Below are 14,829 nucleotides of genomic sequence, written 5' to 3'. Positions count from 1 at the left end.
TGAGGCGAAGGGTGCAGGCGAAGGCTGGCGCAGGACCTACCAACCGCGTGCCCGCAGGCCCCAGCTGAGGTCCCACGTCTCGTCGGGGGCGAGCCAGCGCAGGCCGAGGCCGGAGTTGAGCGCGTCAGGCGCTGCCGTCATCGGCTCGACGGCGATCGCGCACGTCAGCCCCTGGTCGGAGTCCGGGAACTTGTCCGTAACGTAGACCTGCAGGTACGCGAACGACGTGTCCGTCCAGACCTCGACCGATCGCCCGTCCGCCGCGGTCAGCCGGTGTCGGTACGCGTCGCCTTGTGGACTCAGCGCGTGGTAGCAGGTGTTGACCTCCCGCCCGGCAAGGACCCGACCCTCCCGCAGGTCGACGTCGCCGTCGACCGGGTCGTCGCCCACGGGGATCAGCGTCGCGTCGACGGGGAGGTGGCGCGCAGCGAGCACGGTGAGCTGCAGGTCCTCGGCCGGAGCCGTGCCGACGCGAACGTACGGGTGGGCACCGAGCGCGACCGGCGCCGGTCCCTCCGACAGGTTGCGGATCGTGTGGTCCACGCGCAGGCCGGTCGCCTCGGTGGTGTAGGTCGTGTCGAGCTCGACCTGGAACGGGTAGCCGGGTCTCGGCTCGACCACCGTCGACACCGTGACGCTGTCCGCGCTCGTCGACGTGATGCGGAACGTGGCCGCCCGGACGACGCCATGGATCGCATGTCCCAGCTCCGGCTCGTCGACCTCGAGATGGTGCTCGACGCCGTCGTGCAGCCAGCGTCCGCCGCGCACACGGTTGGGCCAGGGGAACAACAGGGCTCCCGAGCAGCACGGCGCGGGTCCCGCGGCGTCGTAGGTGTGGACGATCGGCTCGCCATCGAGCGTGAGGCTGTGCAGGCCACCGCCGCGCAGGTCGACGGAGGCGCGCGTCCGCCCATCCGATGAGGCCAGGCCGTGCAGCCTTCCGGCCCGGTCGGCCTCCCGCGTGCCGCGCGCGCGGGTCGTCATCGGGCGGACTCCGCTTCCGTCGGTCCGGACAGCTCGCGTCGCAGGTCGAGGGCGCGCAGCCGGCCGGGCTCGCGAACCAGGACCTCGTCGAGGTGCGAGGCGGCGACCCCGCGGTCTCCGCGCAGCGCGGCGACCTGGGCCTCCAGGAGCATCGCTGTCGTGGTCTGGGCCGCCTGCAGGTCGTCCTGGAAGAGGAGGAGCGTCGGCAGTGAGGTAGCGAAGTAGTCGACGGTCGCGGGCGTCGAGCGCAGCCTCTCCGCGTGCTCTGCGAGGTCGTCGACCAGAGCGTCGGCACGGACCGCATCGCCGAGACGGCGCATCGCGAGCACGGCGTAGCAGGTCGTCTCGGAGAGCTCCACCGGCGCCATGCTCCGGAAGTCGCCCGTCGAGCCGGCGGCGCTCGTCCACGCGGCGATCGCGCCGTCGCGGTCGCCTGTGGCGGCGAGCGCGTCCCCGAGCATCAGGTGAAGCTGCGCCGTGTTCGCCAACGGGTGCCTGGCCTCACCGAGGTTCGCGACGGGCTCGAGCGCCGCGCGCACATGCTCCAGCGCGACCTCGGCGTCGCCGTCCTCGAGCGACCGGCGTGCGAGCGCGAGGTGCGCTTCGTCCCAGGCGGAGAGCACTTGTCCCTCGCCGCCCTCCCATGGCTGGAACCACCTGGAGTGGAGGAGCTCGAGAGCGGCGTCTGCACCGCCGGTCGCCGTGTGCAGCTGCGCCAGCTCGACGCTGAGGTCGTCGCGGGCGGCCACGGCGGCACGCTCTCGGGTGAGGAACGCGAGGCGCTGCTCGGGCGTCGCGCCCGAACGCTTGGCCAGCTGGTCGAGCTCGTAGACGAGGCGAGGGTCGCCGGGCGCGACGGCGAGCGCCTGCTCGTAGTGCTCCCGAGCAGCATCCCGGTCCGCGAGGACGTTGAACGCCGCGACGGCGCGGTTCCGCCACACGACGGGGTCGCTCGGGTCGAGCTCGCAGGACGTCCGCCACGCGGCGATCGCGTCGTCGTGGCGGCGCTGGAAGTAGAGCCAGTGGCCGAGGATCGCCCACGCCCGAGCGTCGTGCGGATGGTTCGCCACATGCGCCTGCAGGGTGTCGACGTCGTCGAGGCGCGAGGCCAGGCAGTGCACGGCGGGAACCGTGCGCGCCAGCCCGCGATGCCGCTCGGCAGCATCGCCCTCACCGGCCCGGTCGAGGATCCTGGCGGCGTGCAGGTGCACGAGCGGCCGAACCTCGACCTGCCCCAGCGCGGGCTCGATCCGGGCGGCCTGCTCGAGGAGCCGGACGGCGTCGCTCCAGGAGCCCAACGAGTCGTACTCCAGGGCGACGTCGAGCAGGGTGGGAGCGTCGGTCGCGACGCCCAGTCCCGCCAGGTCGCGGGTCCAGACGTCCAACGGGTCTCGCTCGACAGCGCTCGCAAGCACCGCGGCGGCCTCGGCATCGCGCCCGACGCGGCGCAGCAGGACCGCGAGCGCGCACTGAGCCTGCAGGTTTCCCGGGTCGGCGCCGGCAGCACTGCGGGCGTGGTCGAGCGCAGATCGGTCGCGACCGCGCGCCGCGTCGAGGCGGGCCATCGCCAGGTGTGCTGCGCCCCGCCACGCCTGGTTCCACTGCGCCTTGCCGAACATCTCGTAGGCCTCGTCGAGACGGCCGGTGCGTGCGAGCACCTGGCCGAGGCGGAACGCCGTCTCGCCGTCAGCCGGGTTCGTGTTCAGCCGGGTCTGGCGCGCCAGGGCCGCGCGCAGGTGGTGCTCGGCCTGCGCGTACCGGCCGTCCCGGTACCGTCGCGCGGCCAACGCCGCGTGCGAGCGGTAGTCGCCCTCGTCGCGCCGCAGCGCCTCGAGCCAGTAGGGCTCGGGTGACCTCGTCGCGTGCCGGTACTGCTCCAGGTGGACGCCCGTGAGGTAGAGCTCGTCGACGGAGGGCACGTCCTGCGGTGCCGCGGGCTCCTGCGCAGGCTCGGGCAGGTCGGGTGAGGTGAGGTGCGCACGGGGCCGCCAGGCGATGAGCTCGTCGCCGTCCTGCTCCACGACGACGGTCAGGTCCTCCGGGTTCCACACGGCGGCCAGGTCCACTGCATGCACGATCGGACGATCGGGCGCGGCATCCGTCGTGACGTGCCACAGCGTGTCGCCTCGGGGTCCGACCACACGCACGGTCGTCGCCGCCCGTGCACGGGTCACCGCGGCAGCGACCCGGATGGCCGTGGTCCTCGCGCCCGGGATCACGTCCAGTCGCACGGCGGCCTCGAGGTTGGCCTCGTGGACCGGCCCGGTCTCCTGGATCGGGTACCAGTACTGGCTGAAGGTCTTCGTCTCGCCCGGGGCCAGGAACGTGAAGTCGGGCTGGTTGTCGGTGAAGACTCCGGCCATGAGCTCGACGTAGGGCCCGTCCGTGTCCGTGAGGTTCGCGTCCCAGGCCTTGCCGAACGCGCCGTTGCCCCAGGTCCACTGCTTCTTGCCGGGCGCGACGTGGTGGTCGGCCCAGTGCACGAAGCCCGCGCGGCGGCCGTGGTCGTAGCCCCCGAAGAAGTCGGCCTGCGTGCCCAGCGCCATGTACGAGGTGGGCACCGGGATGTTGCGGTACCAGTCGATCCTGTCGCCGTCCGGGGCGCCTTCGGGGTTCACCGTGTCCTTGCGGGTCGGATAGTCGATCCCGTAGTACGGGCGGTCGGCTGCTGGGAACGCCGTCACTGCGCGCTTGGCGTGGTCGGCCACGGCGTGCACGTCTGTGGGGAAGAACGACTGGTAGTCGTCGTTGACGGCCGCGGCGACGTTCGCCCACCACAGGAAGGTCTGGACCTCGTCGGTGCGGTTGTACAGCCGGGCGCGCAGCTCGATCACCGAGGAGTCCGGGCGCAGGCGGATGCCGTGCATGCCCTTCATCCGGGCGAACGGGTCGTGGTCCGAGCACCACACCGTGACGCCACCGTCGGCCTCGTGCTCGATCGTCGCCTCGACGGGAAGGAATGTCGCAGGGCGGTGGTGCTGCGGCCAGTTGAACTCGACACCGCCCGAGATCCAGGGACCCGCGAGCCCGACGAGCGCCGGCTTGATGACGTTGTTCCGGTAGAAGAAGTCGTACCCGTTGGTCGTGTCCATGCCCACGTGGATGCGCCCGCCGAGCTCCGGCAGGATCATCAGCCGGATCCACGGGTTCTCCAGGTGGATCGCGTCCCACGAGCGGGGCACCTTGGTCGGGCTGATGCGCTCGTGGAACGGCAGCGGGTACACGCGGCCCGACGAGCCCTGGTAGACGCGGTTCTCCAGGAACGCCGGGTACCGGTCCGCGGGATCCGGCAGGTACGTGTCGATCGTGACCGGCTGCCGCCAGGCTGCGACGCCCTGGCCCACGAGGTGGCCGGGCACGGCCGGCAGGACGAGGCGGGACTCTTCTTCGAGCACGTGCAGGACGCTACGTTCCGGCACCGGCGGTGCAGAATGGCAGTTCCTCCGGAAGGTATGGACGAATCGATGAAGTCGTTGCCCGAGCCCCGTGTCCGTCGACCAGAAGGATTCCCCGGTCAGCGGATGCGGGTGCTGCCGCGACCCCTGGTCGCCCGGGCGCTGTCGTCAGCACCGATGTCGCAGCTGCTCGTCACCGACGCCGGCTACTTCCCCCGTGCCTCGTCGCACGGGCGATCCCGCAAGAACGGTGCCGCGCAGCACGTGGTCATCGTCTGCGCGGCAGGTCGGGGGACCTGCACGCTGCCCTCCGGGGTGCACCAGGTTCGGGCAGGTCAGGCGCTGGCCATCCCGGCGGGCCTGCCGCACAGGTACGAGGCGGACGCGGACGACCCATGGACCATCTGGTGGTTGCACCTCGTCGGCCAGCAGGTCCCGCCGCTCCTGGACATGATCGGCGCCACTGCGGACCAGCCGGTCTTCGGCGTCGGCGACCCGGCACGCGTCGTCTCTCTGATCGACACGATCATCCGACGCATGGAGCGCGACGAGACGATGGGCACATTGCTGGCGTCGTCCGGCGCCGCATGGCACGCGATGGCGCTCCTCGCCGCCGACAGGCGCACGATCAGCAGGCAGCAGGCAGACCCGGTCGGGGCGACGATCGAGCACCTGCGCGCGAACGTCTCGACCCGCATCTCGCTCGGTGACCTCGCGGGCATGGCCGGGCTGAGCGTGTCCCACTACTCGGCACTGTTCCGGCGGGCCACGGGCTACGGCGCCCTGGAGTACCAGACCCGCCTGCGCATGGGCGCCGCGCGCGAGCTCCTCGACACCACCGACCGCCCGGTCGCGTCGGTCGCCGCCCAGGTCGGCTTCACCGATCCGCTGTACTTCTCCCGGCAGTTCCGGCGCATCCACGGCATGAGCCCGACCGAGTACCGCTCGCACGACAAGGGCTGAGCCGGCATGGTCACAGTCCGGTAACGACCGGTGTGCAGGCCTTCGCATCGGCGACGTCGATGCCTAGCCTGTGCACGTTCACAGTCTGGCTCGTGCACAGTCGCACGGCCCGGCGCGACGGAGGGTCCTGGACCCCAGCCGGCCCACGGGTGTCGCGATCTCGTTCGGTCGTCGTCACGTCACAGGACCGCTGGACGCACACGCAGCACCGGCTCGACCACGGTCGACGACGACGTACGACCGATGACGCTCGACACGAAGGGACAACGCCGTGTCTTCATTGCCTCGCCGACTCAGGGCCGCCGCCTACCTGGCGTCCTGCTCGCTCGTCCTCGCGGCGGTTCCGGGAGCCGTGCTACCGGCGGCCGCCGACGACCAGGGCCCGGTCGATGCCGGGATCGTCGTGCAGAAGGTCGAGGGGATGCCCGAGGGCTTCATGCGAGGCGTCGACGTCTCCACCGCCCTCTCCCTGGAGGAGAGCGGCGTGACGTTCCGGGACACGGACGGCCAGGTCGCGGACCTGTTCGACGTGCTGGCGGAGTCCGGTGTCACCGACGTGCGGGTGCGCGTGTGGAACGACCCGTGGGACGCGCAGGGCCACGGGTACGGCGCCGGGAACGTCGACGTCGAGCGGGCTGTGGAGATCGGCGAGCGGGCGACTGCTGCAGGCCTCGGCGTGCTCGTCGACTTCCACTACTCCGACTTCTGGGCGGACCCGAGCAAGCAGCAGGCCCCCAAGGCGTGGGCCGACCTCGGGGTCGCCGAGAAGGCAGCTGCTGTCGAGACCTACACGGCTCAGAGCCTGCAGGCGTTCGAGGACGCCGGGGTCGACGTGACGATGGTGCAGGTCGGCAACGAGACGAACAACGGCGTCGCGGGCGTGACCGGCTGGGACGACATGGCGCAGATCTTCTCCGCCGGCAGCGCCGCTGTCCGGGACGTGCTCCCGGACGCGCTCGTCGCCCTGCACTTCACCAACCCGGAGTCGGCGGGCCGGTATGCCGGGTACGCGGCCGAGCTCGACGCGCGGAACGTGGACTACGACGTCTTCGCGTCGTCGTACTACCCGTTCTGGCACGGCACGCTGGACAACCTGACGACGGTGCTGGGCGACGTCGCGACGACCTATGGCAAGAAGGTCATGGTCGCCGAGACGTCGTGGGCTCGGACCCTCGAGGACGGTGACGGACAGCCCAACGTGATCCGCGAGGGCTCGGTCAGCAACCCGGCCTACCCGTACTCGGTGCAGGGCCAGGCGAACGAGGTGCGGGACGTGATGCAGGCCGTCGCGGACGTGCCGGGCGACGCCGGGATCGGCGTCTTCTACTGGGAGCCCGCCTGGCTCCCTGTCGGCCCCCCGAGCGCGCTCGAGGCGAACAAGGTGCTGTGGGAGCGGGACGGCTCCGGCTGGGCGACGAGCTACGTCGGGGAGTACGACCCGGTCGACGCCGGTGCCCGCTACGGCGGTTCCGAGTGGGACAACCAGGCCCTGTTCGACTTCGCGGGGAACCCGCTCGAGTCGCTGCAGGTGTTCCGGTACGTGCTCACCGGTGCGGTCGCCCCGCGGGCGGTCTACTCGATCGAGTCGCCCAGCGTGACGGTCACCGACGGTGACGCCGTGGTTCTCCCCGGCACGGTCTCGGTCACGTACAACGACCTGAGCGCCGTCGACGTCGCCGTGACGTGGAGCGACGCCGTCTCGTGGATCCGCGGACCGGGCGAGTACACGATCGCCGGCGTCACCGCCGACGGCGACGCGGTGAGTGCGACCGTGACGGTGCTGGCGGTCAACGTCGTGCCCAACGGCAGCTTCGAGAACTGGGGCGCCGGCTGGTCGCTCGACTGGAACGTCGCGAACGTCAAGGAGGAGGCGGCGAACGTGCGCAGCGGCGCGATGGCCGTGAACTTCTGGAGCGCCACGGATGCGACCTTCTCCGTGAGCCGTCAGGTCACCGGGGTCGCGCCGGGCGCCTACACGCTCTCGGTGTGGAACCACGGCGCGCCGGAGGTCGCCGGGGTCAGCCTCTCGGCCGCGACGTCGGCGGGTTCCTGGTCCGTGCCGATGCCGCAGACCGGCTGGTCACTCTGGGCGAACCCGACGGTCGACGGCGTGGTCGTCGGGGCCGACGGTGTCGTGACCGTCGCGGTCGGCGGATCCGTCCCTGCGAACGGCTGGGGGTGGTTCGACGACGTCGTGCTGACCCCGAGCACCGGTGCCGTCGCACCCGACACCTCCGCGCTCGACGCCGCGCTCGCGGCTGCGGGTGCCGTCAACCGGGCCTGGTACACGGACGCGTCGCTGGCGGCGCTCGACCACGCGGTGGAGGTCGGGCACGTCGTGCTCGCCGGTAGCTTCGCCGACGACGACGACGTCGCAGCCGCGACGGCGCTGGTGAACGGCGCCATCGCGGGGCTCGAGGTCAGCGATCTCGCAGTCCCGACCGTGACGGCCACGCTGGCAGCGCCCACCGTGAGCACCGTGACGGCTGCGTCGGTCCGGGTGACGGTGGGCGCGGGGGCGTCGGACGCACCGACCGGCCAGGTCACCGTCCACTACGGCTCGCAGTCCGTCGTGGCGACGCTCACGGCGGCGGACGCGGGTCGGCTCACGGTGCCGCTGCCCGTCCTGGCCGCCGGAACCTATGCCGTCTCGGTGGACTACGCCGGTGACGCGGTCGTCGCGCCCGGGACTGCTTCTGCCGGCACGCTCACCGTGGTCAAGCTCGCGTCGACGGTCAAGGCGCACGTGCGCAAGGCCCTCGTCACGACGAGCACCACGGCTGTCGTCGACGTGACGGTCACCTCCGTGCCGGCGGGCACGCTCCCGACGGGGACGGTCAAGGTCACCTACGGCAGTGCCACGAAGGAGGTCGCTCTGACGCAGGCGGACGGAGGTCGGCTCGCGGTCGAGCTGCCGCGTCTGGCGATCGGCCTCTATCCGGTCAAGGTGGCCTACTCCGGCGACGCGGTCGTCGCGGGATCCTCGGCCGCGGCGGGTCTCGTCGTGGTCGTGCGGACACCCCCGGTCGTGAAGGCGCAGCTCGCGAGTGCGAGCGTCACCGGGTCGCAGGCCGCGAAGGTCGACGTCACGGTGCAGGCGGCGGACTTCACGTCGCCGACGGGCACGGTCCTGGTCACGTACGGGTCGAGGTCGACGTCCGTGCCTCTGCGGGCGACCGACGACGGGAGCGTGGCGGTCACGCTCGCGAAGCTGCCCAAGGGCACGTACACCGTGCAGGTCGTCTACGTGAGCAACGACGGCAGGGTCGGCAGTGGTGCCGCGGCGCCGCTGCGGCTGACTGTGCGCTGATCACACGCGCTGGGGTGGTCCGGCGATCCAGGCCACCCCAGCACGTCGCGGCCGGCCCCGAGCACGTCGGGGGCCCGACGGCGGTCCGCTCGTGCCAGCATGAGGCGTGCTGAGCGTGAGCGTGGTCGTCACCGCATTCGACCAGGGTGGACTGGTGGCCGAAGCGGTCGACTCGGTCCTGCGCCAGACCCGCGTCCCGGACGACGTCATCGTGGTCGACGACGGCTCGACCGACGACGAGTCGGTCGAGGTCATCGAGCGGCTCCAGGCGGACGCACGTGTCCGGGTGCTGCGTCAGTCCAACCGCGGCGTCAGCGCGGCCCGGAACGCGGGGATCGCGGCCGCTGGGACCGACCTCGTGGCCGTGCTGGACGGCGACGACCGCCTCGCGCCGACGTTCCTCGAGCGGACGGCCGCGGTCCTGGAGGGCGACCCCGGCGCGCGTGCAGCATCGTCGTGGCTGCGTGCGCACGGCGTGATCGATGCCGTCGTGCGGCCCGGCGGAGGGTCGGCGGTCGACTTCCTGCACCGCAACGCCTGCCCCGCGACCGCGGTCGTCCGCCGCGACGCCTGGCGTGCGTGCGGCGGGTACGACGAGGACATGCGCAGCGGGTTCGAGGACTGGGACTTCTTCCTGTCGCTCGTCGCCGATGGGGGGCACGTCGCCGTCGTGCCGGAGCCGCTCATCGAGTACCGGACGGCGCCCGCCTCCGCGAACCTCCGCTCGATGGACTCACGGCTCGAGCTCTACGGCCGGCTCGTCGACAAGCACCGCGCCGTCTTCGAGCGGCACCTGCGGGAGGTGCTGCTGGCGCTCGAGGCTCGCGCGATGGACGCCGCCGGACGGTGGGAGGACCTGGTGGCCGCGGACCGGTCGCTGCCGGTCGGAGACGTCGAGTACGGCGACGGCGGCATGGCCGCAGCCGTCCGGATCGCGGTCCGCCGGGGGCTGGCGCAACCTACCTAGCGCTCGCGGCCGGGCCGTCGCCCCAGCTCGACCTCACTGCACGAGGGGCCGGTCCACCGTCGCCGAGGTTTCTCTGGTGCCGCGCGGCGCAGGGACGTCGAGGCGGCGCAGCACCAGCAGGGCGATGCCTGCGGACAGGAGCTCGCCGGCGGCCAGGCCGATCCAGGTGCCGGTGGGCCCGGTAGGGCCCAGCACGAGCACGAGAGGGACCTTGACGAGCAGGAGGGTTCCGACGGAGATGACGTAGGACGGTCGTGGTCTGCCCCGGGCCTGGAAGTACGCGGAGACCAGGGGTGTGACGCCGGCGGCGGCGAACCCGATCGCCAGGATGCGCAGGGCGTCGACGGACTCGGAGCGGACGGCGGCGTCGTCGACGAAGGCGGCGATGACGGGCTCGGCGAGGAGCGCGACCGATCCTGCGGCGACGGTGCTGTAGACCAGGGTGGCGCGCAGCGACAGGGTCCGGGCGCGTCGGACGCGTGCGGCGAGCCCGAGACCGACGTTGTACCCGACGATCGGCTGCATCCCCTGGCTGATGCCGAGCTGAGGCATCGCGACGAACGTCTGGATGCGGGAGCAGATCGCGAACGCGGTCAGCGCTGCGGTGGCGGCGGCCACCCGGGACAGGGTGGTGTTGACGACGACGACGAGCAGGGTGGCTCCGAAGCCGGCGAGGAACGAGGGGGCACCGATGCCCACGAGGGTGCGGACCGTGGTGAGGCGCGGACGGAGGTCGGCCCTGCGGATGCGGTAGGGGCGATGCTTCTGGACGAAGAAGAACCACAGGCTCATCGCGGCGGAGACCGCCTGGCCGCCGACCGTCCCCAGGGCTGCACCACGGACGCCGAGGTCCAGGCCGAAGATGAGCAGCGGATCGAGGGTGATCTGGACCGCGACCGGGACGACCCACAGCATCGTGGCGAACCGCATCCGGCCCTCGGCGCGCACCAGGCTGGAGAACCCGGTCGAGACGATCGCGCCGGCCAGGATGACCACGGCGTAGTCGCGTGCGTAGTCGAGTGTGGGGCCGTGGGCGCCGAGCAGGCGCAGGAGCGGCTCGAGCCCGGTCAGCCCGATCACGGTGATCGTGACGGCGGCGGCCCAGAACACGATGAAGGCGTTCCCGGCCGCGCGTGCGGCCGTGCTCGTGTCGCCGGCGCCAAGGTGCCGGGAGACCACCGACGCTGCACCCACCCCGAGGGCGGTCGAGACCGCGCCCAGGGCCAGGAGCAACGGGGCGACGAGGTTGACCGCCGCCATCGCGGTCGTCCCGACGCCGCGGGCGACGAACCAGGCGTTGGTCAGTGCGTAGATCCCGTAGACCCCGACCGCGATGGTGGTCTGGGTGCAGGCGTGCCACAGCAGCCGCCCGACGGGCCGTTCGCCCAGGGCGGCGGCGTCGAGCGTGCGCCGCGTCGGGGCGCCGGGGTCCCGGGGGCTCACGGTTCGGTGAGCTGCCGCATCATCAGGTCGATGTTCTCGCGTGCCTGGTCGTACTGGGTGGTGGTGGTGTGTCCGCGGTAGACGGTCTCGATCGCCATGATCACGACCAGGTGCAGGCAGTACAGCCGCCGGCGAACCTGCTCTCTCGGGGTCAGCTGGTCATGGCCGTAGCCGCGCATGAACGCCGTGGAGTCGCCGAAGTAGGACAGCTGGGTGCCGGCGAAGCCGGCCTCCATCAGCGGGTCCCCGTACAGGGCGCGCTCGTGGTCGATGATCATGACGATCCTGCCGTCGCGGACCATGACGTTGGAGTCCCAGAGGTCCCACTCGACGAACCTCGGCTCGACGACGTCGTCGAGGACGTCGGCGTGCAGAGCGACGACCTTGCGGATCTCGTCGTAGTCCCGGCCGATGTCGACGTTGCGGGCCTCTCCGTCGGCCAGGACATCCTCGACGAGGCCGGTGAACACGACCCGCCACGACGGGTCACCCGGCCCGGCGAGGGGCCCGAACCGGTTCCCTCGGATCGAGTTCAACTCACGGTTGGCAGCGCCGAGCGCCTCGTTGTACGCGTCGCGCTGCTCGGTGCTCAGGTCCTCGACGATGACGCCGAAGTTCTCCGCGTCGACGAACGGCATGAAGAAGTAGTCGGCGTCGACGAGCTCGTGGCTCAGGTCGGCGTGGTCGACCTGCGGGACCGGGACGTCGGTGCGTTCCGCGATCAGCGCCAGCGAGGCGAGCTCGATGCGCATCGCGCCGCGCTCGGCGGTCATCACCGGCACGTCACGCGGCGGTGCGATCTTCAGGGCCACGTTCCGGCCGTCGCGCAGCACGATCCGGTACGCGACGTTGAACCAGCCGTGCCCCAGCTCCTCGAGCCAGGCGTCCGGCTCGCCGGTGGGCACCTGCTCGGCGCCGTAGGCACGCTCGACCATCGCGCTCAGGGTCGCGGGCGTCTGGCGGTTCTTCGTGATGCTCTCCATCGAGTCCTCATCGTCGTGCGGCGGCGTGCGTGGTCCTGGGGCGACCTCGACGTCGAGGTTCAGCGTGGAGGTGGCGGTCCGGTGCTCGCCCGGACGATGAGCTCCGTGGGCACGACGGTCAGGGCCGGCGGGGGCACGGACCGCAACCGGAGCTGACCGAGGACGAGGGTGATGAGTGCGCGGCCGATGGCGTGGAAGTCCTGCCGGACCGTCGTCAGAGGCGGTGACGTCCAGCCGGCGACGGCGATGTCGTCGAAGCCCACCACGGACACGTCGTCGGGCACGCGGCGACCGGCCTCGTTCAGCGCCCGCACCAGGCCGAGCGCCATCTCGTCGTTGGCGCAGAACACGGCGGTGACGTCGGGGTCGGCCGCGAGCCGCAGTCCCGCCTCGTAGCCGTCGTGCGCGCTCCAGTCTCCGTACACCGGCTCGGGCGGACGGATCCCGGCTTCCAGGAGGCATCGGCGCCACGTGCCGCTGCGCACCAGGGCGTGCTCCGAGTCCCGCGGCCCAGCGAGGTGGTGCACGGTGCGGTGTCCCAGGCCGAGCAGGTGTCGCATCGCGTCCTCGCTGCCCTGGACCTGGTCGGCGGTGACGGTGGGGTAGTGGCCCGCGAACTTGGAGAAGGACACCGCAACGGGCATGCCCGCGGGGAGCGCCAGCGTCGCCGGCGACGCCTGCTCGGCCCGCATGATGACGAGCCCGTCGATGGCCTGGTGCGAGATGCGGTGCGCCGCGCTGTCCCAGCTCTCCCGAGCGGGGTTGCGCACGTGCAGGAGCGTGACGGAGTAGTCCTCGAGCGCGGCGGCTTCGACCAGGGCCTCGACGGTGAGGGCCTCGCCGGTGCGCTGGAAGCCGGTCGAGAGCACTCCGATGGCCCCGAACGTGCCGTTCCGCAGCGCCTGTGCCGCCCGGTTCGGCGAGTACCCGAGCTGGTCCATCGCGTGCACGACTTTCGCGCGGGTACTCGGTCGGACCGAGTCGGCGCCGGTCGAGACGCGCGACACCGTCTGCGGCGAGACACCGGCAAGACGGGCGACGTCGCCGATCGAGGGGCCCGAGCGGCGACGGCCGGGCGCAGGCGCAGTTGTCATGGCGCGATGCTAGTGGTACGGAGCGATGGTGACGTCACCATATTGCCCACCACGCCGGAAAATGCATGCCTTTCCGTTACCAAAGCGTCGCCGAACGAGGCGCCAACCGCTGCTATGGTGACGTCACCAAACGCCAGAGAGGGTCGAGTGACGCGGTTGTCGCTCATGGTCGGTGTGGACCGGACCCCTCGGGCGTGGAGCTGATAACCGCCTCACCCAGAGCACGGTGCACGACCTCCAACAGCACAGTCGACCTTTCCCGGTCACTCGCCGCGATGTCGCGGCGGGGCAGCGGGAGCCGGCGGCTCGGCGCGAGCCGGCGGCGGTCCACGGGACGACCAACAGCACGAAGGGACTACCCGATGAAGAAGACACGCACGCTCGGCGCGCTGGGCGCCGTCTTGTCGCTGAGCCTTGCCCTTGCCGCTTGCAGCGGCGGGGACGGCGGCTCCGGCGGGGACGAGACGGCTGCCGCGAGCGGTGGTACCTGCGACGAACTGACGGTGTGGGCCTGGGACCCGGCGTTCAACATCTACGCCCTCCAGGAGGCCGAGAAGGTCTACCAGGCCGATCACCCGGACTTCAAGCTCAACATCGTCGAGACGCCCTGGGACGACCTGCAGACGAAGCTGACCACGCTGGCCCAGTCGGGCGAGACGGACCAGCTGCCGGACATCTTCCTGATGCAGAACAACGCGTTCCAGAAGAACGTCATCAACTACCCGGACATCTTCGCCGACTTCGCCGACTCCACGGTCGACTTCAGCGAGTTCCCCGAGTCCGTCGTGTCGTACTCCACGGTCGACGACACCAACTACGGCGTGCCGTTCGACAACGGCACCGCGATCGGCGCGTACCGGACCGACATCCTGGAGCAGGCCGGCTACACGGTCGACGACTTCACCGACATCACGTGGGACGAGTTCCTCACGATCGGCGAGGACGTGCTGGCCAAGACCGGCAAGCCGATGCTCACGGGTCAGGCCGGCTCCTCCGACACGATCATGATGATGCTGCAGAGTGCGGGCGCCAGCATGTTCGACGACGAGGGCAACCCGACCATCACCGACAACGAGGCCCTGCTGGCCGCCATCGACATGTACCAGAAGCTGGTCAAGTCCGGTGTCTATGTCGAGGTCAACTCCTGGGACGAGTACATCAACACGATCGTGAACTCGAACACGGCCAGCGTCATCAACGGCGTGTGGATCTCCGGCTCGATCCAGTCCGCCGCGGACCAGTCCGGCAAGTGGGCCGTCACCAACGTCCCGAAGCTCGAGGGTGTCAAGGGCGCGACCAACTACACGGCGAACGGCGGCTCGTCCTGGGCCACCAGCGCAGGCCCCAACAGCCAGTGCGCGGACGACTTCCTCGCCGCGACGTTCGCCGGCTCGACCGCCTTCTACGACACGATCCTCCCGGCCTCCGGAGCGCTCGCCAACTGGCTCCCGGCTGGTGACTCGGACGTCTACAGCCAGCCGCAGGAGTTCTTCGGCGGGCAGCCGATCTACGCCGACGTCCTCAAGTTCGCAGCGAAGGTTCCCAGCAACAACACGGGCGCCTACTACTACGAGGGTCGCGACGCCGTGAGCGTCGCCATCACCAACATCATGAACGGGGCCGACCCGAAGACCGCGCTCGCGGAGGCGCAGTCGACCGTCGAGTTCGCCATGGGGTGACCTCAGGGCGG

General features: G+C 71.2%; 9 protein-coding genes. 4 read left to right on the top strand and 5 right to left on the bottom strand.

From position 1 onward, the window contains the following. Window positions 1-36: 36 nt before the first annotated feature. Window positions 37-984 (bottom strand): aldose epimerase family protein, encoded by a 948-nt coding sequence (locus tag AC1DUE_RS03695; RefSeq protein ID WP_477038039.1) that lies wholly within the window; start codon window positions 982-984, stop codon window positions 37-39. Further along, on the bottom strand, window positions 981-4,379 hold the full coding sequence (locus AC1DUE_RS03690; protein ID WP_477038038.1) for a DUF5107 domain-containing protein: 3,399 nt from the start codon (window positions 4,377-4,379) through the stop codon (window positions 981-983). Before AC1DUE_RS03690 ends, AC1DUE_RS03695 begins: the two co-directional genes overlap by 4 nt. Window positions 4,380-4,556: 177 nt before the next feature. On the opposite strand from AC1DUE_RS03690, the gene AC1DUE_RS03685 reads away from it, so the two are divergent. The 3 genes from AC1DUE_RS03685 (at window position 4,557) to AC1DUE_RS03675 (ending at window position 9,619) form a co-directional block, all read left to right on the top strand. Then, window positions 4,557-5,342 (top strand): helix-turn-helix transcriptional regulator, encoded by a 786-nt coding sequence (locus AC1DUE_RS03685; RefSeq protein ID WP_477038037.1) that lies wholly within the window; start codon window positions 4,557-4,559, stop codon window positions 5,340-5,342. A 271-nt stretch (window positions 5,343-5,613) separates the two neighbouring features. Continuing rightward, window positions 5,614-8,652, top strand: a complete 3,039-nt coding sequence (locus AC1DUE_RS03680) for a glycosyl hydrolase 53 family protein (protein WP_477038036.1) — start codon at window positions 5,614-5,616, stop codon at window positions 8,650-8,652. Between the two features lie 106 nt (window positions 8,653-8,758). Continuing rightward, window positions 8,759-9,619: a glycosyltransferase family 2 protein gene (locus tag AC1DUE_RS03675; protein WP_477038035.1), complete on the top strand. Its 861-nt coding sequence runs from the start codon at window positions 8,759-8,761 to the stop codon at window positions 9,617-9,619. A gap of 33 nt (window positions 9,620-9,652) precedes the next feature. Here AC1DUE_RS03675 and AC1DUE_RS03670 read toward each other — a convergent pair whose 3' ends face one another. The 3 genes from AC1DUE_RS03670 to AC1DUE_RS03660 are packed head-to-tail and all read right to left on the bottom strand — an operon-like array spanning window position 9,653 to window position 13,139. Further along, window positions 9,653-11,062 (bottom strand): MATE family efflux transporter, encoded by a 1,410-nt coding sequence (locus AC1DUE_RS03670; RefSeq protein ID WP_477038034.1) that lies wholly within the window; start codon window positions 11,060-11,062, stop codon window positions 9,653-9,655. Next, the gene (locus AC1DUE_RS03665) at window positions 11,059-12,045 is read right to left on the bottom strand and encodes a phosphotransferase family protein (protein WP_477038033.1); all 987 of its coding nucleotides are present in this window, start codon (window positions 12,043-12,045) and stop codon (window positions 11,059-11,061) included. Before AC1DUE_RS03665 ends, AC1DUE_RS03670 begins: the two co-directional genes overlap by 4 nt. Window positions 12,046-12,104: 59 nt before the next feature. Beyond that, the gene (locus tag AC1DUE_RS03660; RefSeq protein WP_477038032.1) at window positions 12,105-13,139 is read right to left on the bottom strand and encodes a LacI family DNA-binding transcriptional regulator; all 1,035 of its coding nucleotides are present in this window, start codon (window positions 13,137-13,139) and stop codon (window positions 12,105-12,107) included. A 362-nt stretch (window positions 13,140-13,501) separates the two neighbouring features. Between AC1DUE_RS03660 and AC1DUE_RS03655 the strand changes: the two genes are divergently transcribed. Continuing rightward, window positions 13,502-14,818 (top strand): ABC transporter substrate-binding protein, encoded by a 1,317-nt coding sequence (locus AC1DUE_RS03655; protein ID WP_477038031.1) that lies wholly within the window; start codon window positions 13,502-13,504, stop codon window positions 14,816-14,818. The last annotated feature ends 11 nt before the right edge of the window (window positions 14,819-14,829 follow it).

This window comes from Cellulomonas sp. P4_A2, from assembly GCF_056402515.1.
The sequence above is the reverse complement of the archived record's forward strand: the minus strand, read 5'-3'. Positions and strand labels throughout refer to the sequence as shown.

Excerpts from the sequence above, each read along its gene's own strand:
- AC1DUE_RS03660 (WP_477038032.1), bottom strand. The coding sequence starts at position 13,139 with ATGACAACTGCGCCTGCGCCCGGCCGTCGCCGCTCGGGCCCCTCGATC.
- AC1DUE_RS03695 (WP_477038039.1), bottom strand. The coding sequence starts at position 984 with ATGACGACCCGCGCGCGCGGCACGCGGGAGGCCGACCGGGCCGGAAGG.
- AC1DUE_RS03665 (WP_477038033.1), bottom strand. The coding sequence starts at position 12,045 with ATGGAGAGCATCACGAAGAACCGCCAGACGCCCGCGACCCTGAGCGCG.
- AC1DUE_RS03655 (WP_477038031.1), top strand. The coding sequence starts at position 13,502 with ATGAAGAAGACACGCACGCTCGGCGCGCTGGGCGCCGTCTTGTCGCTG.
- AC1DUE_RS03685 (WP_477038037.1), top strand. The coding sequence starts at position 4,557 with ATGTCGCAGCTGCTCGTCACCGACGCCGGCTACTTCCCCCGTGCCTCG.